Origin of the sequence: Schaalia sp. 19OD2882 (assembly GCF_018986735.1) — a bacterium.
Classification (GTDB): Bacteria; Actinomycetota; Actinomycetes; order Actinomycetales; family Actinomycetaceae; genus Pauljensenia.
This window is the reverse complement of sequence record NZ_CP065521.1, coordinates 2,287,859-2,309,265: the sequence shown is the minus strand read 5'-3', so window position 1 is coordinate 2,309,265 and position 21,407 is coordinate 2,287,859. Positions and strand designations below refer to the sequence as shown.

Below are 21,407 nucleotides of genomic sequence, written 5' to 3'. Positions count from 1 at the left end.
GAGGCAATGGAGGACGTTCGAGATCGCGCGCCGGTGCTCGCTCTGGGCATCGACGTCGGGTCGACCACGGTCAAAGCCGTCCTCATGGACCCGCTCTCGTGGACGCTGGTCCACGGGGACTACCGACGCCACAACGCCGACGTGCGCGCCGAACTCACCCGGCTGCTCGAAGACGTGGGACGGGCACACCCCGGCACCCGCATCGTTGCCGCCATCACCGGATCCGGCGGCCTGACCACCGCGAAGGCGATCGGTGTCCCCTTCGTCCAGGAAGTCATCGCCGGCACCGAAGCCACCCGCCGCCTGCACCCTGACGTCGACGTCGTCATCGAATTGGGCGGCGAGGACGCCAAACTCACCTACCTGCACCCCACGCCTGAACAGCGCATGAACGGCACCTGCGCAGGCGGCACAGGCGCCTTCATCGACCAGATGGCCACCCTGCTGCACACCGACCCCTCAGGTCTGGACGCGCTGGCAGCCCACCACACGCACCTGCACCCCATTGCCTCGCGCTGCGGAGTCTTCGCCAAGTCCGACCTGCAGCCCCTCATCAACCAGGGCGCCGCCCACGAAGACCTTGCCGCCTCCATCTTCCAGGCAGTGGCCACCCAGACCATCGCGGGCCTGGCCTGCGGGCGTCCGATCCGCGGCACAGTCATGTTCCTCGGCGGGCCACTGCACTTCCTTCCGCAGCTTCGAAAGGCCTACGAAAGGCTGCTGCCCAAGGCAGGCGGCTTCGTGACCCCGAAGAACGCGCAGCTCTTCGTCGCAATGGGCGCCGCCATGGCGGCCCCGCAGGAGAACGCCAGGGGTGCCGAGGGCGCCCCCACCACCCTGGGCGCCCTCGTCCACGCGCTGCGCAGCGCCCCCGTCACCGCGGAATCGGCCCGAATGCCACCCCTTTTCGCCAGTGACGCCGAACGGACCGCCTTCACCGCCCGTCACGCACGCAATGCCGTCCCCAAACTGGACCTTGCCAAGGCGAAGGGCCGCTGCTGGCTGGGGGTGGACGCCGGGTCCACCACCATCAAAGCCGTCGTCATCGACGAGGAAGGCCGCATCGTCTTCACCCACTACGCCTCCAACGAGGGCGACCCGGTGTCCGCAGCCGTCCAGATCGTACGCCGCGTGCGCACCGAATTGCCCGAGCAGTGCACCATCGGACGCTCCTGCGCCACCGGCTACGGCGAAGGGCTGGTCGCCGCAGCCCTGACCATGGACGAGGGCGAAGTCGAGACCATGGCCCACTATCGGGCCGCCGAAGCCGTCCACCCCGGCGTCACCTCCGTCATCGACATCGGCGGTCAGGACATGAAGTTCCTGCGGATCAAGGACCACACCGTCGACTCCATCAGCGTCAACGAGGCCTGCTCGGCCGGCTGCGGATCCTTCCTGCAGACCTTCGCCCACACCATGGGCCAGGACATCGAACACTTCGCCTCCGCCGCCACCCGGGCAGCATCGCCGGTGGACCTGGGTACCCGCTGCACCGTCTTCATGAACTCCTCCGTCAAACAGGCACAGAAGGAAGGGGCCTGCGTCGAAGACATCTCGGCAGGGCTGTCCTACTCGGTGGTGCGCAACGCGCTGTACAAGGTCATCAAACTCAAGGACCCCTCCGACCTGGGGGACAAGGTCGTCGTCCAGGGCGGCACATTCCTCAACGACGCCGTGCTGCGCGCCTTCGAAGTGCTCACCGAACGTGAGGTCGTGCGCCCCGACATCGCCGGACTCATGGGCGCCTACGGGGCCGCCCTGACCGCACGCATGCACGACAGCGGCGAAGGGGAATCCTCACTGGCGCGTCTGGAGGACCTGGAGGGCTTCTGCGTCACTTCCGAGTCCAAGACCTGCCGCCTGTGTCAGAACCACTGTCGGATGACGATCTCGACCTTCTCCAACGGGGAAAGGCACGTGTCGGGCAACCGCTGCGAACGCGGCGCCTCGCTGGAACGAGTCCCGAAGAAGTCACAACTGCCGAACCTCTACGAGTGGAAGTACAAGCGGATCTTCGGGTACCGGCGCCTGACCGAAGCCAAGGCCCACCGCGGAGACATCGGCATCGCCCGGGTGCTCGGCATGTACGACGAGTACCCCTTCTGGTTCACGATGCTCACGCACCTGGGTTTCCGTGTGATGATCTCGGCGCGTTCGGACCACGACCTGTTCGAAAAGGGCATGGAGTCCATTCCTTCGGAGAACGTGTGCTACCCCGCCAAACTTGTCCACGGCCACGTGGAGGCTCTGCTGGACAAGGGGATCACGACGATCTTCATGCCCTGTGTCATGTACGAGCAGCGCAGCCAAGGTGCCGACAACTCCTTCAACTGCCCGATCGTGGCCACCTATCCGGAGGTCGTGCGCAACAACATGGAGCGCCTGCGCCAAGGCGACATCCGGTTCATCAGTCCCTTCGTGAACCTGGCGAACCGCGAGTACCTGCCCGAGCACCTGTGCAAGGAGTTCGCTGCATTCGGCCACGACATCCCCGTGGAGGAGATGCGCGCCGCCTTGGACGCCGCATGGGCCGAGGACGCCGCTTGGCGTGAGGAACTGCGCGAGAAGGGGCGCGAGTCCGTGGAGTGGATGCGCGCCCACGGGGTGCGCGGCATCGTCCTGGCGGGCCGCCCCTACCACCTGGACCCCGAGGTCAACCACGGCATCCCGGAGGTCATCCTTGGTCTGGGCATGGGAGTGCTGACCGAGGATTCGATCGCCGACGGCCGCCTGGAGCGTCCGCTGCGTGTCCTGGACCAGTGGAGCTACCATTCGCGTCTGTACGAGGCCGCCGCCCGTGTCGGTGACGAGGCCGACCTGCAACTGGTCCAACTCAACTCCTTCGGATGCGGTCTGGACGCGGTCACCGCCGAACAGGTCATGGAGATCCTCGAAGGGCGTGGCGACGTCCACACGGTCCTCAAGATCGACGAGGTCTCGAATCTGGGCGCAGCCAAGATCCGGCTGCGTTCCCTGGAGGCGGCCGTGTGTGAGCGCGCCACCACCGCCCCCGCGGACGCCGAGGCACCCACCGACGAGGGTGCAGGACTGCGCTCGGCGATCGTCGACACCACGGTGCTGCAGGACCCGGCCGAGCGCGCCGCCCGCGAGGAGGCCGCAGCGGTTGCCGCAGGACATGTGCAGGTGCGCGCCCAGTTCACCGAGGAGATGCGCGAGCAGGGCTGGCAGATCCTCATCCCTCAGATGGCTCCCATCCACTTCCGCCTGCTGGAACCCGTCTTCCGCCGCGCTGGCCTGAACGTGCGGCTGCTGGAGCACACGAGCCGCGAATCGATGGAAGTGGGCCTCAAATTCGTCAACAATGACGCGTGCTACCCGTCGATCGTCGTCATCGGCCAGTTGTTGGAGGAATTGTGCAGCGGCCGCGCCGACCCGGAACGCACGGCCGTGGCCATCACCCAGACCGGCGGCATGTGCCGGGCCACGAACTACGTGGCCCTGTTGCGCAAGGGTTTGCGTGACGCCGGCTACCCGCAGGTGCCGGTCATCGCGGTGTCGGTCCAGGGCCTGGAGAACAACCCCGGGTTCACAATCGGCGTGAAAGACCTGCACCGCAGCGTACAGGCGCTGGTCATCGGCGACATGTTGCAGTCCGTGCTGTTGCGGGTGCGCCCCTACGAGGCGGAAGCCGGTTCGGCAATGGCCCTGTACCGCAGGTGGGACACGATCTTCCGCGAGTGGCTGGGTACCGGGAAGTCGCCGACGTGGTCGGCCCGGCGTCCGTGGGGATCACGCGTGACCTACCGGCGACTGGTGGCCCGGTGCGTGGCCGAATTCGATGCACTACCCCTCAGGGACGAGCCGCGCAGGCCCCGCGTGGGCCTGGTGGGGGAGATCCTGGTGAAGTTCCACCCGGATGCGAACAACCACGCCGTGGACGTCATCGAAGCCGAGGGCTGCGAGGCCGAGTTGCCGGGTCTCATGCAGTTCTTCCACTATTCGGCGGCCACTGCCGAGTGGGACCACGAGCACCTGGGCCTCGACGGCAAGGCGCGGTGGATGATGCCGCTGGCCCTGTGGGCGATGGAGCGTTACGAGGTTCCCGTACACGCGGCCTTTGCACGCACCGGCGGCAAGTTCGAGCCGCACCGGCGGGTCAAGGACATGGCCGAGCGTTCCACCGACATCGCGCGCATGGGCAACCAGGCCGGTGAGGGCTGGTACCTGACCTCCGAGATGGTCGACATGATCGAGCACGGCTGCCCGAACATCATCTGCGCCCAGCCTTTCGCGTGTCTGCCGAACCACGTGGTGGGCAAGGGCATGTTCCGGGCGCTGCGTGACAGGTGTCCGCAGGCCAATGTCGTCGCGGTCGACTACGACCCGGGTGCCTCCGAGGTCAACCAGCTCAACCGGATCAAGCTGATGATCGCCACGGCCGTCCAGCGCCACCGTGAGGCGGCCGGTGAGGACGGGGCCGGTGCCATGGGTGAGGTGATCCCCATGGAGTGGGGGGAACAGCCTCGCCTGCGAGCCGGGTGCGGTGGCACTTGCGGATGCGGGTGCGCCTGTGGGGTCGTGGAAGGGGACGAGGGCGCCGCCGGGGCCACCTCGTCGCAGGCGCCGGTGGCCCTGGGCATGCCTGCGATTCCGCCGCGCAGGGACGAAAGGGTGGTGGCCTTCCGGGGCGACTGAGCGGCGCCGAGCGCGGCGGGCGGGCCTTCCTCAGTGGGCCGGGGTCTGGTCCGAGGGCTCGGAGGCGCCGTAGAGGATGAGGAGGATGGTCTCCAGAACCTCCCGGCCCGCAGCATTCGACTCGGCGGAGCCCGATGTGGTGGCCGCACTGGGGCCGCGTGAGATGTGGGCCTGCGCAATGCCGCCGCCGATGGCGTCTCCTGCCATGGCGCTGCTGGTCAGTGCCGCCTCCAAGGCGGGGGCCCGCCCGTCGCGGGCGCGCGCCTCGGCTGCGGCACGGGTCGAGTTCCGCCACGCGGCCACACCCGAGGCGCGCATGACGATGCCGATCACCGCATGTGTGATCGCCCGCAGGGGCTTGGTCAGGCGGCGCCCCGCAGCCACCAGGATGTACTCCAGGACGCGCCCGAGTTCATTGACGAACTCGACATTGATCTCCAGCAGGCGCATGCCCCATTCCTGGTCGCGGATGGAACGCATGAGCAGTTCGGAGTGCAGGACGTACAGGCTGTTGTCGACCCCGATCGCGTCCAGTGCCTCGAAGAGCAGGTTCTCCATCAACGGGTCCTGCTCGTCTGCGGATCCCTCGGCGCTCGGGGTGAGGTCCTCACGTGCCGCCCACGCATCGACCGTGGCACGCAGGCGCTCGATCAGGGTCGAGTACTCGTCCTCGGCCATGGCGGCCAGCAGGGAGTCCTTGGAGGAGAAGTTCGAATAGAAGGCGCCGCGACTGAAGCCCGCCACCTTGCAGATGTGTTCGAGGTTGGTGGCCTCGACGCCCTCGTCGATGATGATCTGCCGTGTGGCGGCGATCAGCCTGTCCTGGGTCTCGTAGCGCGATCCCATGGGTCAGTGCTCCCGTGTCGATCGGACGAGGACGGTGCCGGTTGGCCGGGCCGCGATTGGCGCCGGCGTGCGCTGTACGAGGTCGGGTGCGAGGTGGGAATGCATGTGCTCTCCTTCCGCGCGGCGCAGCCTCCGTCCGAGGCGTCCCTGCTGGTCCCGGACGGATTTCCGATGGTACCCGAGCAACTTCGACGAGGATGCGGCGATGCCCGGGGTGAGACTCGGCTTCACTTTCACCCAGCGGTCCTCCCACCGCGGTGCCACGGCCCCACTCGCGCCTGCGCCGACGCCGGTGCCCCCTGGCGACGACGAACCCCGGGATCCGTGGGATCCCGGGGTTGTGCTGGTGGCTCCGACCGGCGTCGATCCGGTGACCTTTCGATTTTCAGTCGAACGCTCTACCAACTGAGCTACAGAGCCATTGACCGGACCGGAAGTGGTCTGGTGGCGACCCCGACGGGACTCGAACCCGCGACCTCCGCCGTGACAGGGCGGCGCGCTAACCGACTGCGCTACGGGGCCTTGCAACAAGCACAAGGCCTATTGAGTTGTCTCCACGTGTCGACACGAAGAGCAGTACCCCCAACGGGATTCGAACCCGTGTCGCCGCCGTGAAAGGGCGGTGTCCTTGGCCACTAGACGATGGGGGCCCGTTGGCCACCGGACTGGCGTCCGAGGACGGGTAGAAGCATAAGCAGAAGCGGCCTCGCTTGGCAAAACGGATTCCTGTGAGGGCCCTCACCTCTGCCCTGGTCGCGGGTCGCGCACATAGTCTTGCTCCATGACGTACCACTTTCCGGGCTGGCTGCACCTGAGCGCACGCCTGCAATCGGCGACCCCCACGGACGCCCCCCAGTCGGGCGACCAGGCCTCACCCGTGGTCGAGGGTGCGGTCGACACGGCGGCGCTGGCGGCCTCGATCCTGGTGGGAGTCGGCACCGGTTTCGTCCTGGCGGCCATCGCTTCGATGCTGGTGGGAAGGGTCCTGCGGGCCAGCACCCTGCTCGGCACCATCGCCCAGCGGATCCGCGCCCCCCTGTACGTGACCCTCATGGTGTGGGGCGCGTGGGCCGGCCTGCAATTCGCGATGCTCAGCCAGGATGCGACCTCGTGGCTGAATGGGCCGGTCCCGGCCGTGGCCGCGCACCTCGTCCTCGTCCTGGCGATCACTGCCCTCACGTGGGTGGGATGGTCTGCGGCCTGGGTCTTCGAGGACGCCGCCAGGGCCCGCTCGGCGGCGGACAAGGGACGCGCCCGCAGATTCGAGACCCAGGCCCAGGTGATGCGCAGGCTGCTGCAGTTGGTCGCGGTCCTCGTGGGCGTGGTCAGCATTCTCTACACCTTCGAAGCCACCCGCGCCGCCATGGCCACGGTCCTGGCCTCTGCGGGTGTGATTTCCGTGGTCGCAGGCCTTGCCGCCCAGCAGACACTGGGCAACGTCTTCGCCGGCATCCAATTGGCCTTCACCGACGCGATCCGCGTGGGCGACGTGGTCGTGGCCGACAAGGACCGCGACTCCGGCGCCGTGGAAGAGATCACCCTGTCCTACGTCGTCGTGCGCATGGGGGATGACCGGCGCCTCATGGTGCCTTCGCGCCACTTCACACTCAACACCTTCGAGAACTGGACCAGACGCAGTGCCAAGCAGCTGGGCACCGTGGAACTGCACCTCGACTGGGCGGCGCCCATGGACCTGATCCGCGCCAAGGTCGAACAGATCCTGAGCTCCACCGACCTGTGGGACGGGCGCACGTGGGCCGTGCAGATGAGCGCCGCCGACGTCGACAGCATCACCGTGCGAATCCAGGTCTCAGCCGAGAACTCGGGCAAACTCTGGGACCTGCGCTGTCACCTACGTGAGGCCCTGGTCGACTGGATCGTCCGGGAAGAACCGTGGATCCGCTCCTCCGGTGCCGCTCGGGAGGAAGAGGAAGAGACGGGCGCCCACGAGGACGCCTTGAGCCCGGCTGTGACGTGCTCGCCGACCACGGGGCGCGGGCGAGGGGAGGGGCAGCAGGGTCGGCGGCAGAAACGGCTGGACAGGGGGTCGGACGAGGCCGAGGCCTCCACCCAGGTGCTGTCGGCCACCTCGATCGCGCGTGCCGTGGGAGGCGGCAAGGGAGAGCGCCTCTACTCGGGTTCGGCCGAGGCCGAGGAACGTTCGCACATCTGGGAGGGCCCGGGAGAGGACGTCCTGGCCGAACGTGAGGAGATGACGCGCAGGCGTGACACGCGTGGCCGTGACGACGAGGACCGTGGTGTGGAGGCGGCCGCCACAAAGGCGCGGTGACGGCGCCCCCGGTCCCGACGGGTGCGACGAATGGACTCAGGGGAGCCCTTGGCCGGGTCGTGGGTGGTGGCCGCGCACCTCAGTCCTTCTCGGGGGTGAAGCGCAGGCACACGGAGTTCATGCAGTAACGCTGCCCGGTCGGCTGGTCGGGGGCGTCGGGGAACACGTGGCCCAAGTGCGAGTCGCAGGTGGCGCAGCGCACTTCGGTGCGCACCATGCCGTGGCTGCGGTCCTCGATGAAGGTGACCGTGCCCGGTTTGGCGTCGTAGAAGCTGGGCCAGCCGCAGTGCGAGTCGAATTTGGTGTCCGAGTCGAACAGGACGGCATCGCAGGCCCGGCACGAGTAGGTGCCCGGGCGGCGCTCTTCCAGCAGGGCTCCGGTGAAGGGTCGTTCCGTTCCGGCTTCGCGCAGGACGTGGTACTCGATCGGCGAAAGGATCTTGCGCCACTCGGCCTCGGATCGGCTCGCTGCGGTGTTCAGGCTGGGGAAGTCAGTCATGTCTCGATTGTGCACCGAGTGTGCCTCCCCTGTCCTTCGACGTGGGCGGTGGCGCCGTGTGGTCTCGGAATGCGCTGATGGACGGCCCTTTCCTCATTCCATTAGGTTGGGCTAACCTTATTCGCGTCGTCCGGCCTGGAGGACGGAACCGGCCTGGAGGACAGAAAAGGGGGCGGACAGGGGTGACCACCGTGGCCAAGGCAATCAGCGGAGCGGACAGAGTCTCGCCTGCGACCGATCCGTCGGGAGCCGGGTCGGAGGCGACTGGTGCGGCAGGTGTCGCCGTGAGGCCACATGGCCTGGATGCCCGAACCCTCATCACCGTGGGCGTCTTTTCCGCCCTGTACTTCACCGTGCTGCTGGTGGCTGCCGCCGCCAAGGTGGCCGGGCCGCCTTTCATGGTCGCCGGCAATGTCCTGGCGGCCGTCATCAACGGCACCGTGGTCATGCTCTACCTGGCGAAGGTTCGCCGTTTCGGTGCCATGACCATGCTGGCGCTGCTGGTCGGGGGCGTCATGACGATCTTCCACTCCGGGATCACCCTGCCGCTCATCATCGGCTTGGGGCTCGCGGCGGACCTCATCGTCAAACTCGGCGCCTACCGCTCACGTTGGGCGAATGTCACCGCCTATGCACTGTTCTCCACGTGGGTCGTCGGGCCGCTGCTTCCGATCCTCTTCGCGGCGCAGTCCTACTTCGCGGAACTGCGCGAACACACGAATGCGGAGTACGCCGCGCAGATGCAGGCCTACTTCACCCCGTGGATGGTGGTGGGCATGGGTGCCGTCGTCTTCGTCGCCTCGCTGCCGGCCGGCTGGCTGGGAACCCGCCTGGTCGAGAAGCACTTCACCAAGGCGGGTGTGATCTGAAGGTGGTGCGGGCCATGCCGACCAAAGGCCGAGTCTTCACACAATGGCCTTGGGATGTCCCAAGGCGTGTGAGGCTGCCCGAAATTTCGCCCTCGTGACCCCAGGAGCAACCATGAGTACCGACATTCCCGCGAAAGCCCGCTTCGACGCCCGCACCCTCATCAACATCGGGGTCTTCACCGCCCTCTACTTCGTCGTCATGTTCGGCACAGGGATGCTGGGCCTGATCGCACCGGGTGCGCAGATCGTCGGCTTCCTGGTGGGAAGCCTCGTCAACGGGACGATCATCATGCTGTTCATGGTCAAGGCGCGCGCCTTCGGATCAATGACCCTGCTGGGGACCGTCGTCGGGCTGCTCATGGTGCTGACCGGACACTTCTGGGCAACCTTGGTGATCACCCCCGTGCTGGGACTGGTCGCCGACGCCCTGATCGCATGGGGCGGCTACCGCAATCGCTGGATGAACATCTTCGGCTTCGCGCTCTTCCAAGGGTGGGTCATCGGGCCGTTCCTGCCGATCTTCCTCGCCCCGGCCGACTACTTCGCGCACATCGGTTCCTCGATGGGCCAGTCCTACGCACACGACATGCAATTGCTGTTCTCGCCGGTGATGGTCGTCGTCGTGATGGTCGCCAACATGACGGTCTCGATCCTTGCGGGCTGGGTGGGCACCCGCATCCTGGACAAGCACTTCACCCGCGCAGGAATCCTGTGACCGCCACTGCCGCCCAAACCGCCGCACCCACCGCGAACCCCCTGACATTTCGCCGGGAAGACGCCCGCAGGCCCATCAGGATCCACGCAGATCCCCGCAGCCGCGTCCTGTTGGTCGTCCTGGTCAACGCCCTTGTCCTGTCACTGGGCCCCACGAGCGTGCTCATCCTGTCAGCGGCAACCGCCGTCATCCTCTTGGCGGACGCCTTGGCCGCGAAGCACTGGGTTCCCTACGCACTGGCAGTCACCACGATGCTGGTCGGCTGCGTCCTCGTCCCACACGTGTGGTCCACACCCGCCGGACTGGGGGTGGCCGTCATCGCCCAGTGGTTCGCCCGATTCGCGACCTCGTTGGGCATGGCGACCTGGCTGGTCTCCTCGACGACTTCAGGCGAATTCCTGGCGGGCCTTCGCTCACTGCGCGTACCCGGGCTCATCGTCCTGCCCGTCGCCGTGGTCCTGCGATTCATCCCGTCGATCATCCGCGAATTGCGCGCCATCATCGACGCCATGCGACTGCGAGGAGTTTTCCCGACCCTCGGCTCGGTGCTGCTCAACCCCGTGGCCACCGCGGAGCACGTGTTGGTCCCACTGCTGGCCATGACCACGCGCATGGCCGACGAGCTCTCCGCAGCGGCCCTCATCCGTGGCTTGGACCGCTCAGGGCCGCGCACGTCGGTGGTCAAACTCGGCTTTGGCCCGTGGGACCTGCTCGTCCTCGCATTCGCCCTCCTCCTGGTCGCGTTGGCCTGGAGTGGATGGGAGTTCCCGTGGACGATTCACTGACGCCCGAGCCCGCCACCCAGGACCCGACCGGACATGTGAGCATCCGTGTGCGCTCCTTCACCTACGGGCGCGACGGCTCGGCAGGAGCCTCCCCCTACGGGCCGCCGCCGGACGAGGCCGCCTTGGCCGCAGCCGCGGCGGCGGTCCCGCCCTCGTTGCAGGACATCGACGTGCAGATCACTCCCGGCACCCTCACTCTGCTGTGCGGGGCCAGCGGATCGGGCAAGTCAACCGTGCTGCGCCTGCTCAACGGGCTGGTGCCGCACTTTCACGCAGGCCGCCTGGACGGTGAGGTCAGCGTCAGCGGTGTCGACGTGCCCGCCACCGACCTGTCACAGGCCGGACGCACCACCTCCACCGTCTTCCAGAACCCGCGCACCCAGTTCTTCACCCCCACGGTCAACTCCGAACTGGCATTCCGCGGCGAGAACTACGGGCTGGATCCCGACCGGATCCTCGCCGACTGCGCGCGAGCCCTGGACGAAGTGGGCATCACCCACCTGTGGGCGCGGCCCCTGTCGGCCCTGTCCGGCGGAGAGCTGCAAAAGGTCGCGTGCGCGCAGGCCCTGGTCGCGGACACCCCGGTGCTGTTGCTGGATGAACCCACCTCGAACCTCTCCCCCGCAGCAATCGGCGAGTTCACGCAGATCCTGGCCCGCATGAAGGAGCACGGGGCCACCATCGTCATTGCCGAACACCGCCTGCACTTCCTGCGCGACCTGGTCGACAGCGTCCACCTGGTCGAAGGCGGGCGGATCGTCGGCCAGTGGAGCGGCGACGAGTTCCGCGAGATGAGCGACGAAGCTCGCCAGAGGGCCGGACTGCGCACCTTGGTGCCGCCCGCGGATCCGCTGAGCGATTCCGCATGGGTCCGCGTCGAGGACGAGGACGCCCCCGATGACGAGGACGGTGTGCGCATCCGCGAGTTGCGCTTTTCCTACGGGCGCCACCCGGTGCTCGACATCGACGCCTTGGACCTGCCGGCAGGCGCGGTCAGCGCCCTGGTAGGTGACAACGGAGTCGGCAAGTCCACGCTGTGTCGCATCCTGGTCGGGTTGGAAAGGCCCGCCCGAGGCTCGAAGATCCTGCTTGACGGCACCCCCAGTTCTTCCTCGCGGCGTCTGGCTGCCAGCGCCATGGTCATGCAGGACGTGCACCGCCAGCTGTTCTCCGACACCGTGCGAGGCGAAGTCACCTTGGGCCTGTCGAAGCAGCGCCTGGCGCAGGTCGACGTCGATGCCTTGCTGGCGCGCTTCGAATTGCTGGACCTTGCCCAGCGCCATCCGCTGTCCCTGTCGGGAGGACAGAAGCAAAGGCTCACGGTTGCCGCATCAGTGGCACGCGGAGCCCGGATCCACGTCTTCGACGAACCCACCTCCGGAGTCGATCACCGCCAACTGCTTCGCATCGACGCCCAGTTGAGGGACCTTGCCGCAGGCGGGGCAGTGGTCCTGGTGGTCACCCACGACCCGGAGCTGGTGGCCGAATGCGCCGACAGGGTCATCCACCTGCGCGCCATCGAAGGCCTGCCTGCCGGCGAGTCCCAGGTGGAGATGCTGCGCCGCGTGACCTGATCCGGCGACCCGTCGATCGGTCGGTGCTTCCACCGCCCGCCTCCTGTGCGCGACAATGAGGCTCCCGAGCGGCGTCCAGTGACTCTCACCCGCATCCCCGAGCCACCCTCGCCGCGCCTTGGGATGGAACTGGGAGGCGAATGTGGGCGAAGGGGGCGCTTCGACAGGGTTCGTGCAGCGGATTCCGCCGCATCTGCTGGTCGTCACCTCGGGACTGGTCCAGTACATCGGCTCGGCTGTCGCCGTCATCGTCTTCGACCTCGTTGCCCCGGCATCGGTCGCCTGGTGGCGTGTGTTCGTCGGCGCCCTGGTCCTGCTGGCGTGGCGACGCCCGTGGCGTGACGGGCTCACACGCCAAGACCTGGCCCACTCGGCACTCTTCGGAGTGGTCCTGGTCCTCATGAACGTCTGCTTCTACGAGTCCATTGCCCGCCTACCCATGGGGCCTGCGGTCTCCGTGGAGTTCCTCGGCCCGGTGACGGTGGCCATGGTGCGCGGCCGAGGCCCGGCCCCACGCATCGCCGCCCTGCTTGCGCTGGCAGGGGTCACCTGCATCGGCGGTCTGAGTTTCGACCTGAGCGACCCCGGACAACTCACGGGACTCGCGTGGATCCTCGGCGCCGCTGCCGCCTGGGGCACCTACATCGTCCTGGGGCAAAGGATCGCCTCCAAGCGCTCGGGCGTGACCAATCTGGCTCTGGGCTGCGCGGCCGGCGCCCTGGTCTTCGCACCGGCTCTGGGACCGGGGGCAATGGCCGCTCTTTCCACCTGGTGGGTCCTGGCGGCCGTCGTGGGGGTGGCCCTGTTGTCCACCGTCGTGCCCTACAGCCTGGAGGCAGTGGCGATGGCTCGCGTACCGGCTTCCACCTTCGCCCTGCTCACGGCTCTGCTTCCCGCCACCTCCACGCTCTCCGGGGCGGTGGTCCTGGGCCAGGTGCCGAGCATTTGGGACCTGGTCGGCATGCCCCTGGTCTCCGTGGCCGTGTGGATCGTTTCCCGCAAGCCGTCCGAGGGCGGCCAGAACCCCGAAGTTTCATGACACCTGAGTCATGATCGTCAAGAAACGGCGTGTCGGACACGCCTCATGCGCCATCCTCGGAACGTTGTCGGTGGCATCCCACCGCCGCCCGCCCTCGTCCCCGGAGCACCGATGTCCACCTCCCCGACCCCACCCGCCACGCCGACCCCCACACGCCCGCAGGCCGAGCGCCCTGCGAGCGCCCTGAACGCCCGCGCCCTGGTCAACGTCGGAATCTTCGCCGCAATCTACTTCGTCATCCTCTTCCTGACCGCCCTGATCGGCTTCATCTCACCGCCCCTGCACTTGGCGGGCATCCTCGTGGGCACCCTGGTCAACGCCACCGTTGTCATCCTGTTCATGGCGCGCACACCCCACATGTTCGCCATGACACTGCTGGGGACCGTCGTCGGAGGAGCAATGGTGCTGCTCGGCCAGTTCTGGGCCACCGTGGTGGTCGCCGCACTGTGCGGCCTGGCCGCGGACCTCATCTTGCGAGCCGGCCGTCACGCCTCACGCCCCCACGTGTGGGTCGCCTACGGCGTCTTCCAATTCTGGACCATCGCGCCCCTGCTGCCCGTCGTCCTGGGCTCCACCGCATTCTTCGAACGCATCGAAAAACGCCAGGGCCACGACTACCGGATGCTCATGGAACAGGTCTTCACCCCCACGAACCTCATCCTCTTCCAAGTCGTCGTCTGCCTGGTCGGAATCGGCGCCGCATGGATGGCCATGCGGGTCATCGACCGTCACTTCGCGCGCGCCGGACTGCTGTGAGGGTCGATCCGCGCACGAAACTGCTGGCCCTGCTGCTGGTCAATGCGCTGGTCATGGGAAAAGGCAGCTTCCTGCTCACACTGGTGGCCGGAGCCGTGACGACCACCCTGCTGGCCGCCGGCGCCGCCACGGGTGCCATCCGATGGGCGCACCTGGGCGCATGGTGCCTGTGGAGCGCCGCATGGGCGAGCGCCTACCTGGCGGCACCCCTCATGTGGGTGGGATGGGGCCCGACCCTGTGTGCGGCTCTCGGATTCTGGTTCACCCGATTCTCCGTGGGTGCGGGACTGGCCTACTGGGTCGTGGCCACCACCAGGGTCGGCCACTTGGCCGCCGCACTTGAGCGGATGCGCGCACCGCGCCACGTGGTCATCCCCTTTGCCGTGATGCTGCGTTTCGCCCCCGTCCTGGTCAGGGAGCTGCGCGCAATCGCGGATGCGATGCGCCTGCGCGGACTCGCCTCCTCACCCCTGTCGGTACTGGCCCACCCCGTGCGCATGGCCGAACACGTGCTGGTGCCGATGCTGGCCTCCACCACTCGCATGTCGGACGACCTGGCCGCCTCGGCAATGCTGCGTGGCCTTGGCCAGGGCGTCTCCCGCACCAGCGTGGCCCCTTTGGCCTTGGGTGTCGGCGACCTGGTGGTGGCGGCGCTGTGCGCGGGGCTGGTGGTGCTGCGAGTGACGGGGTGGGAGGTGCCTTCGTGACGCCGAATGATCCGGGCGCTGCACCCACGCCTCAAGACGAGGGCGGGCAGTCGGTTCGTCTGGACCAGGTGTCCTTCCGCTACTCGACGGGCGCCACGCACCTTGCCGCATGGGCAACGCCACGACCGGAGGCCGGGACGGGGGCAGGAAAGGCGGGCACGGCCGACGGATCGAGCCCGGTCGACGGGCCCACCGGCCACCCACACACCGCCGGTGAGCCCGGAGTCAGCGACATCGACCTCGTCCTGGCCCCCGGAACCCTCACCCTGCTGTGCGGCCCCAGCGGAGGAGGAAAGACCACCCTGCTGCGCCTGCTCAACGGGCTGGCCCCGCACTTCCACCGCGGAGACCTGCACGGCAGCGTCCATGTCGCCGCACAGGACATGACTGCAGGAGGCCTGGCGGCGGCCGCCCGGGTCAGCACCACCGTCTTCCAGAACCCGCGAACCCAGTTCTTCACCACCCACGTGCACGACGAACTCTGCTTCCGAGGCGAGAACCTGGGCGAAGAACCCCGTGGCCTCCTGGCCAAAGTCGCAGACGCCGCCTCTCAGATGGGAGTCTCCGACCTGCTCGAACGCCCACTGGCGGATCTTTCCGGCGGAGAACTGCAGAAGGTCGCCTGCGCCCAGGCCCTGGTCGCGGGCACGCCAGTGGTCCTGTTGGACGAGCCGACCTCCAACCTGTCACCCGCAGCCCTGTCACACGTCAGTGCCGCGATCTGCCGGCTCAAACATCAGGGGGCGACCATCGTCGTCGCCGAACACCGCCTGCACTTCCTGCGCGGCCTGGCCGACCGGGTGCTCCGCGTGGCAGGAGGCAGGATCACACACGAATGGACGGGCGAGGCCTTCTTCGCCATGGGCCGGGCCGACCGCCGGGCACTCGGATTGCGCTCACTGTCGGACCCACTGGCACCTGCGCTCGCGGTGCCGCGACAAGGTGATGCGCGCCCACGGTGCGGCGACCTGGTTGTCGAAGGCCTGCGCCACGGCCACCCCGGGCGGCCGGTGCTCGACATCGACCACCTGCGGCTGCCAGCCGGAGCAGTGACGGCCCTTGTCGGCGTCAACGGCGCCGGAAAGTCCACGTTGGCGCGAGTCCTCACCGGCCTGGCCGAAGCCCGCCGCGGAAAAGTGTCGATCGACGGACGTCGCCTGCGGGCGCGCGCCCGACGCGCCCGCTCCGCCCTCGTCATGCAGGATGTCAACCGGCAGCTCTTCGCCGACTCCGTGCGCGCTGAAGTGGCCCTTGGGGCGGCCGACGACGTGGACGTCGACTTGCTGCTGCGTGACCTCGACCTGGCCGAGGTGGCCCATCGGCACCCGCAGGCACTCTCGGGTGGGCAGAAGCAGCGCCTCTGTGTCGCCTCGGCGCTGGCCCGCAGGGCGCACATCCACGTGTGGGACGAACCGACCTCAGGAGTCGACGCCGCACACCTGGCAGCTGTCGCCGACCGCCTGCGACGTCTGGCCGCGCGTGGTGCCGTCGTCCTGGTCATCACTCACGACCCGGAACTGGTGAGGCGGTGTGCCGATGGGATCGTGCACCTGAGGCGCCTCCAGGACCATGAAGCCGGCGGCCCACAGGCGTGCTGGGTGGACATGATGCCGTTCGTGTGAGACGGCTCGGGCAGCGCTCCCTCGTCCTCGTCAGTCAGCGGCTCCGCCCTCGCCGGAAGGAAGCCCACACCCTCACCGGTGCGAGACGACGACGGTGCCCTCCGGCGCCCATTCGAAGATCCACTTGGCGTCCTCCACCGGCACGTTCACGCACCCGTGGGACTCCAGGCCGCTGCCCAGACCGAAGGTGTGCGCCCACGGGGCGGCGTGGATGGCGAAGTCGCCCTCGAAGTACGAGATCCACGGCACCTGCGGCACGCACCAGTCGTAGCCGGAACTGCAGCCCAAGTCCTGGACCCGCATCTTGTGGTAGATCTTGAAAGTGCCCTCGACCGTCGGGTGGCCCTGTCCGCCGTCATTCATCGCGACCGGGCCGTGCACCTGCGAGGTGCCGACGTAGGCGGTCATCGTGCGCTCTGCCAGGTTGACGTCGATCCACTTCTCGTCCGGGCGGGCCGCGTGGGCGAAACGCTCCGGACCCGCCGACACGACACGGTTCTCGGTGGCAGCGGGCACCTCTTCGACGAACATCTCAGCGGCCAGCGGAGTGCCCTGCAACAAGGCCGTCTCGATCGCCGACACCAGGGCATCGCGCTGGCCGATGGTCTTGCCGGGGCGTGCGGGCCGGAACTTCTCCAAGACCTTGCCGGCCTCGTCGACATTGACCACCTCCGAAACCGGAGGCAGGGCGAAACGGTCGGCCACCTGGTCGACCCAGGTGCGCACCTGCGCGCGGTCGACGCTCAGTGTGGGCTGACTGTCGATGGTGACGACCTTCAACCATGTGGCCTTCACATGGGCCTCAGCCGTCCACTTGCGGCCATCGGCGGCCAGCGTCACCTCCTGGGCCAGGCGGGTGTTGGCAGCGGTGGCGGCGGCGCGCGCCTCAGCGGTGGTCACGGCCGGCGGTGTGGGGCGCGGGGTGGCGCTCACGCGCAAAGGCTCCTGCGCGGGTGAGGCCGACAGGGCGCTTTGCACCTGCTCGGCCAATTCGATCGGGTCCACGCGTTGTCCCGGACTTCCCGGGCTCGCCTCGAAGTCGCCCGAGGACGCGGAACGGCGCACCTCGGCATCGGTGGGCGCCGTGGTCACCGCCTTGTCGATGACGGAGGGGGCCTCGGCGACGCGAGCGTCAACGCTTGTCACCAGGGGAACCGTCACTGGAGCGGCAGAGTCCGCCATGACTGCGTTCCACAAGGGGGTCGAGGTCGACAGTGCGGCGCGGGCAGTTGCTCGTGTGTCCACGACGACTCCGAGATCCGTCAGGGAGACTTCGACGGAGTGTCCGTCCACCTCGACGTCCACTGAGCGACCGGCGAAGCGGGCGTCCAGGGTGCGCACGATCTCTTCCTCGGTCAGGCCCGTGACGTCGACGTCGGCCACATGGACTCCGGGCATTGCGCGCGCGTGGGCGTCTCCGACTTGCAGCAGGCCGACTCCCACCATTGCGGCCAGCGATGTGACGAGGACGGCCGCGGCGAGCCCAGCGCGGCGGCTGTGGGAAGGAGCTAGGTGCGCCGCACTGGCGGTGTGCGAGGGGTGTTCCTCGTCATGAGGTCGAGCGGCGCGCTGGGCACGGGGCAGGGCTGTGTCGGAGCCCTGGTGAGGTGCCGCCGTGGGGGATTGAGCGGAAGTGTCAGCGGGCGCGGGTGCTGGCGACGGTGTGGCGTCACGTGCGGAAAGGGAGGAGGGCGCGCGTACGGGCTTGGCGATCCGGCGGGGGCTCGATGTTGGTGCCGCAGATGAAACAGGTGTTGGAACGGGCGTGGAGGTGGGGGCGTTTCCCTCAGCCCGTGTCGGTGTCGACCGTGAGGAGGATGCGTTGGTGGGGCCCTCCGTGTGACCCGCACGCCCCTTTGCCCCGGACCTGCCATGTCCGGGATTCAGGTGCTGGGGTGGTAACACGTGGGACCTCTTTCGAAGGTGGCGCGTCGATCACGGTGGTTTCTGAAATAGTCCGTAGAGTCTAACTTCTTGGGTTTGTCGACCACCAATCGACAGTAGTCTCATTAGTAACATCTCCTGGGTTTGTGCAGATCCACGCGCACCCCTGGTTCCACCTCTCCCAACCTCTCCGCGAGATTCGTCCGTCCCTTCGTGAGATTCGTCCGTCCCTTCGTGAGATTCGTCCATCCCACCGTGAGATTCGGTCTTCGGCGGCCTGTGGTCGAGATGCCTCTGTTCGGCTCGGCGGTGGAGGCGCGGTGGTGTGCCTGTCGCGAGGTGTGGCGTGTGGCAGGGGGGCGCGCCTGGTGAGTTCTTCGTCGAATGCTCTTCGTGGGGTGTTGGCGTGGGCGATGATCTGGTCGTCGAAGACCCTTGTTCGGGGTGTGACCAAGCCGTCGGTGCTGTATTGGTGCCGACGTTGTGACCCTGCTGCCGACGGTGCAGCGTCGGTAGGGGAGTCGCAGCATCAGCAGGGGAGTTGCAATGTCACCAGGGGGCTGCAGCGTCGGTGGGAACGGGCTCAAGCCTGCTGGTGGGGGTCTTGGTCAAGGACTGGCCTTCTCCGCGGGCCCTGTGCTTGTGGGCTGCGCCGGCTCGTCCGCCGTGGGGCCATCGCCACTTGGTCTTTGGCCACCTCTTGCCGTCTTTTGTCCCCCGATGTCACACTCGGCGCGGAAATTGGGGGTTTCGGGGCGAAATGCTCGTCGAGGGTGACAGTGGGGGTGTTCTTCACGCACTCGCGGCCCCGCCCTCGCCCTCGAAGGCGGAAGGACGGACGAATCTCACGAAGGGACGGACGAATCTCGCGGGGAGGGCGGGGTTCAGTCGGTGGGGAGGCGCGACCCGCTCGGACTGCTCTGGCGTGGCAGGAAGGCGAAGGCCACGCAGGCCAAGCAGATCCCCGCCACCATCACCCACGTCATCGGCGCAGGATCCGCTCCACCCGCTGTTGCCAACGGTGACGAGACAGCAGCTGCCAGGGCCTGCACCAGCCCCTGGATCGCGGACGCCGTCCCGGCCCACTCGCGCACCGAGCCCAGGGCAAGCGCCGCAGCATTGCCGAAGACGAAGGACTGTGCGGCCATGAGCAACGCAAAACCGACCGCCACGGCGATCAAAGGTGTACCCAGCGCGAACACGGACACCACAAGCAGAACCACCGCAGCCATGGACACCGTCAAACCCGCCAGGATGAGCGTGCGCGGCTGGAAACGCCCCACCAGGCGGATGTTCACCAGCGCTCCCAGCGTCGAGAGCAGAGCATTTCCTGCGAAGATGAACGAGTAGGCTCGGGCGCTCAGTCCCAGCGTCTCCTGAAACACGTAGCTCGAGTTCGAGATGTATGCGAACAGGCAGAAGAAGCTGAAAGCGCTGGTGAACATCAAGGACACGAAGGTGCGTTCGCGCAGCACGTGCCCCAGACCGGAGACGAACTCGACCAAGCCGCCGCGCTGACCACGCTGCTCGGCAGGCAGGGACTCCCAGGTCCACATCCACGCCGAAACCACCATGAGGGCACTTCCGCCCGCCAGGGTCCAAAAGACCACCCTCCACGGGAAGTGTTCGATGATGAGGGCGCCGAGGACCGGCGCGAGCATGGGCGCCAAGCCACCGATCGCCTGCAGCAGTGACATCGTCCGCGCAAGCGTGTTGCCGCGCGCCACGTCGGTGAGGATCGCCCTGCCGACGGCTGCAGCCGCACCGCCGCCGAAGCCCTGGAGGAACCGGCCGGCGAGCAGCACCCAGATGTTCGGCGCGATCGCACACACCAGCGAGCCGAGTACGGCCACCGTGCCGCCGGCCAGGATCGGCCAGCGCCTGCCGACCTGGTCGGACACTCCGCCGCCAATGACCTGCCCGGAGCCGAAGCCGATGAAGAAGGTGGTGATGGTCAGCCCAATGAGCGCCGACGTGGTCGCCAGATCCTGTGTGACCTGCGGAAATGCAGGGGTGTACATGTCGGTGGCGAAGGGTCCGATGGCGTTTTGCAGCGCCAGGGCGGCCAAGAAGGTTGCTGTGACGCCGCGGGCGGTCCGGGAACCGACCTGGGAGTCGGCGGGCGCATCGTGTTCAGGTGAGTGAGTCATCAAGTCCTCGGGCGTGCCCGCGTCTGGGGCGGGGATCGCGAACCGCGTCGCTTCCAGGAATGGCTCGTCCAAGGGGCGAGGGCGGGGCCCGGGCGCGCGGATGGTCTGTGACGAGGCTACGCCGGGTCGAGGGCCGGGCGCACACTCAAACACAGTGAAATCCAACGCGCGGTGGGTTGCGCCATGGGTGAGCGCGGGCCGACGGTAGGCCCACTGGGACTCGAACCCAGAACCCACGGATTAAAAGTCCGCTGCTCTACCATTGAGCTATAGGCCCTTCTCATGTGCAGGGTTTCCTGCACCGGCCCCGAAGGGCCATGGACCATTGTAGGAGACTTGGCGGAAGGCAGACACCATGGCCGACCACAGGAGCCACCCCCGCAGGCCGGCGATGCTTTCGCCCGATGCGGCCGACGCCATCGTGGGCGATGTCGACCCGGCAGAAGGCGCTGCCCTGGCGCACACCTCCGCGTGGGCACTGCTCGGCGTGGGCGACGAGGAATTCGGTCCCGAAGCCGTCACCCGCCTGCGTGCCACCATCACCGACGAGGGCGTGGACGTCGTCTCGTACATGTGGTCGCGCAGCCCCGAGTTCACACTCCCCGGCGCCCTGTGGCGCCTGTGGCTGCTGTCCGAATGGCACCGCCGGGACACCGCCCTCGTCGACCGGCGATTCGCCGAAGGCGTGGCCGCCCTGCAAGGCTCCGGGCAGGAGGGGCCGCTCACCTGCGATCCTCCGGCCCTCGTCATCGGCGAGGTCGACGCCCTGCTGCGAGGTGAGCGCACCGAGGACGACCTGGAGCGCGTCATCGCCTCTGCCGCGCGGATCATGCGCGTGCTGGCCGCAGGTGAAACCCATGGGGCGGCGTGGATCCTTGACCCCGCCGACCCATTGGCGCACCCGGTGACCACCAGGGCCAAGGCTCTGCTGCGCACCGCCGAAGAGCTGGACCGGGCGGCTGTGCTGGCCGCATCGGGCACACTCGACTGAAACGCGGGCCGGGCCCAAGCGTGT

At 67.9% G+C, this 21,407-nt stretch carries 15 protein-coding genes and 4 tRNA genes; 11 read left to right on the top strand and 8 right to left on the bottom strand.

What is annotated here, in order from left to right; genetic code table 11:
* Positions 1-6 precede the first annotated feature (6 nt).
* Positions 7-4,656 (top strand): acyl-CoA dehydratase activase-related protein, encoded by a 4,650-nt coding sequence (locus I6B53_RS10025; RefSeq protein WP_216764079.1) that lies wholly within the window; start codon positions 7-9, stop codon positions 4,654-4,656.
* A 30-nt stretch (positions 4,657-4,686) separates the two neighbouring features.
* Here I6B53_RS10025 and I6B53_RS10020 read toward each other — a convergent pair whose 3' ends face one another.
* The 4 genes from I6B53_RS10020 to I6B53_RS10005 all read right to left on the bottom strand — a co-directional run bounded on the left by I6B53_RS10020 (position 4,687) and on the right by I6B53_RS10005 (position 6,152).
* The gene (locus tag I6B53_RS10020) at positions 4,687-5,502 is read right to left on the bottom strand and encodes a TetR/AcrR family transcriptional regulator (protein WP_216764078.1); all 816 of its coding nucleotides are present in this window, start codon (positions 5,500-5,502) and stop codon (positions 4,687-4,689) included.
* A 344-nt stretch (positions 5,503-5,846) separates the two neighbouring features.
* Positions 5,847-5,922, bottom strand: a tRNA-Phe gene (locus tag I6B53_RS10015).
* Between the two features lie 25 nt (positions 5,923-5,947).
* Positions 5,948-6,024, bottom strand: a tRNA-Asp gene (locus tag I6B53_RS10010).
* A 55-nt stretch (positions 6,025-6,079) separates the two neighbouring features.
* A tRNA-Glu gene (locus I6B53_RS10005) sits at positions 6,080-6,152 on the bottom strand.
* 131 nt (positions 6,153-6,283) lie between these two features.
* Between I6B53_RS10005 and I6B53_RS10000 the strand changes: the two genes are divergently transcribed.
* Entirely contained in the window at positions 6,284-7,792 is a 1,509-nt protein-coding gene (locus I6B53_RS10000; RefSeq protein WP_216764077.1) for a mechanosensitive ion channel family protein, read from the top strand.
* A gap of 79 nt (positions 7,793-7,871) precedes the next feature.
* Here I6B53_RS10000 and msrB read toward each other — a convergent pair whose 3' ends face one another.
* Entirely contained in the window at positions 7,872-8,291 is a 420-nt protein-coding gene (gene msrB, locus I6B53_RS09995) for a peptide-methionine (R)-S-oxide reductase MsrB (RefSeq protein ID WP_216764076.1), read from the bottom strand.
* Positions 8,292-8,575: 284 nt separating this feature from the next.
* On the opposite strand from msrB, the gene I6B53_RS09990 reads away from it, so the two are divergent.
* The 8 genes from I6B53_RS09990 to I6B53_RS09955 all read left to right on the top strand — a co-directional run bounded on the left by I6B53_RS09990 (position 8,576) and on the right by I6B53_RS09955 (position 16,358).
* Entirely contained in the window at positions 8,576-9,160 is a 585-nt protein-coding gene (locus tag I6B53_RS09990; protein WP_216764075.1) for an MptD family putative ECF transporter S component, read from the top strand.
* Between the two features lie 112 nt (positions 9,161-9,272).
* Positions 9,273-9,875: an MptD family putative ECF transporter S component gene (locus I6B53_RS09985; protein WP_216764074.1), complete on the top strand. Its 603-nt coding sequence runs from the start codon at positions 9,273-9,275 to the stop codon at positions 9,873-9,875.
* Entirely contained in the window at positions 9,872-10,660 is a 789-nt protein-coding gene (locus I6B53_RS09980; RefSeq protein ID WP_216764073.1) for an energy-coupling factor transporter transmembrane component T, read from the top strand. The genes I6B53_RS09985 and I6B53_RS09980 overlap by 4 nt, the downstream gene beginning before the upstream one ends.
* Positions 10,645-12,234 (top strand): ABC transporter ATP-binding protein, encoded by a 1,590-nt coding sequence (locus tag I6B53_RS09975; RefSeq protein ID WP_253953866.1) that lies wholly within the window; start codon positions 10,645-10,647, stop codon positions 12,232-12,234. Before I6B53_RS09980 ends, I6B53_RS09975 begins: the two co-directional genes overlap by 16 nt.
* 172 nt (positions 12,235-12,406) lie before the next feature.
* Positions 12,407-13,273 (top strand): DMT family transporter, encoded by an 867-nt coding sequence (locus I6B53_RS09970; protein ID WP_216764071.1) that lies wholly within the window; start codon positions 12,407-12,409, stop codon positions 13,271-13,273.
* A 111-nt stretch (positions 13,274-13,384) separates the two neighbouring features.
* Positions 13,385-14,029, top strand: coding sequence for an MptD family putative ECF transporter S component (locus I6B53_RS09965; RefSeq protein WP_216764070.1), 645 nt, complete (start codon positions 13,385-13,387; stop codon positions 14,027-14,029).
* Positions 14,026-14,736: an energy-coupling factor transporter transmembrane component T gene (locus I6B53_RS09960; RefSeq protein ID WP_216764069.1), complete on the top strand. Its 711-nt coding sequence runs from the start codon at positions 14,026-14,028 to the stop codon at positions 14,734-14,736. Before I6B53_RS09965 ends, I6B53_RS09960 begins: the two co-directional genes overlap by 4 nt.
* Positions 14,733-16,358 carry an ABC transporter ATP-binding protein gene (locus I6B53_RS09955; protein WP_216764068.1) on the top strand — a complete coding sequence of 542 codons (1,626 nt, stop codon included), beginning with the start codon at positions 14,733-14,735 and terminating at the stop codon, positions 16,356-16,358. Before I6B53_RS09960 ends, I6B53_RS09955 begins: the two co-directional genes overlap by 4 nt.
* A gap of 72 nt (positions 16,359-16,430) precedes the next feature.
* Here the strand turns inward: I6B53_RS09955 and I6B53_RS09950 are convergent, their stop codons facing one another.
* The 3 genes from I6B53_RS09950 to I6B53_RS09940 all read right to left on the bottom strand — a co-directional run bounded on the left by I6B53_RS09950 (position 16,431) and on the right by I6B53_RS09940 (position 20,669).
* On the bottom strand, positions 16,431-17,804 hold the full coding sequence (locus tag I6B53_RS09950; RefSeq protein WP_216764067.1) for a L,D-transpeptidase family protein: 1,374 nt from the start codon (positions 17,802-17,804) through the stop codon (positions 16,431-16,433).
* 1,322 nt (positions 17,805-19,126) lie between these two features.
* A complete protein-coding gene (locus tag I6B53_RS09945) occupies positions 19,127-20,392 on the bottom strand; it encodes a multidrug effflux MFS transporter (RefSeq protein WP_216764066.1) in 1,266 nt (421 codons plus the stop codon).
* Between the two features lie 205 nt (positions 20,393-20,597).
* A tRNA-Lys gene (locus I6B53_RS09940) sits at positions 20,598-20,669 on the bottom strand.
* 78 nt (positions 20,670-20,747) lie between these two features.
* Between I6B53_RS09940 and I6B53_RS09935 the strand changes: the two genes are divergently transcribed.
* On the top strand, positions 20,748-21,383 hold the full coding sequence (locus tag I6B53_RS09935; protein ID WP_216764065.1) for a hypothetical protein: 636 nt from the start codon (positions 20,748-20,750) through the stop codon (positions 21,381-21,383).
* Positions 21,384-21,407: the final 24 nt, after the last annotated feature.

Coding starts and splice junctions, on each gene's coding strand:
- I6B53_RS10025 (WP_216764079.1), top strand. CDS start 7: ATGGAGGACGTTCGAGATCGCGCGCCGGTGCTCGCTCTGGGCATCGAC.
- I6B53_RS10020 (WP_216764078.1), bottom strand. CDS start 5,502: ATGGGATCGCGCTACGAGACCCAGGACAGGCTGATCGCCGCCACACGG.
- I6B53_RS10000 (WP_216764077.1), top strand. CDS start 6,284: ATGACGTACCACTTTCCGGGCTGGCTGCACCTGAGCGCACGCCTGCAA.
- msrB (WP_216764076.1), bottom strand. CDS start 8,291: ATGACTGACTTCCCCAGCCTGAACACCGCAGCGAGCCGATCCGAGGCC.
- I6B53_RS09985 (WP_216764074.1), top strand. CDS start 9,273: ATGAGTACCGACATTCCCGCGAAAGCCCGCTTCGACGCCCGCACCCTC.
- I6B53_RS09965 (WP_216764070.1), top strand. CDS start 13,385: ATGTCCACCTCCCCGACCCCACCCGCCACGCCGACCCCCACACGCCCG.
- I6B53_RS09950 (WP_216764067.1), bottom strand. CDS start 17,804: ATGGTGGGAGTCGGCCTGCTGCAAGTCGGAGACGCCCACGCGCGCGCA.
- I6B53_RS09945 (WP_216764066.1), bottom strand. CDS start 20,392: ATGACTCACTCACCTGAACACGATGCGCCCGCCGACTCCCAGGTCGGT.
- I6B53_RS09935 (WP_216764065.1), top strand. CDS start 20,748: ATGGCCGACCACAGGAGCCACCCCCGCAGGCCGGCGATGCTTTCGCCC.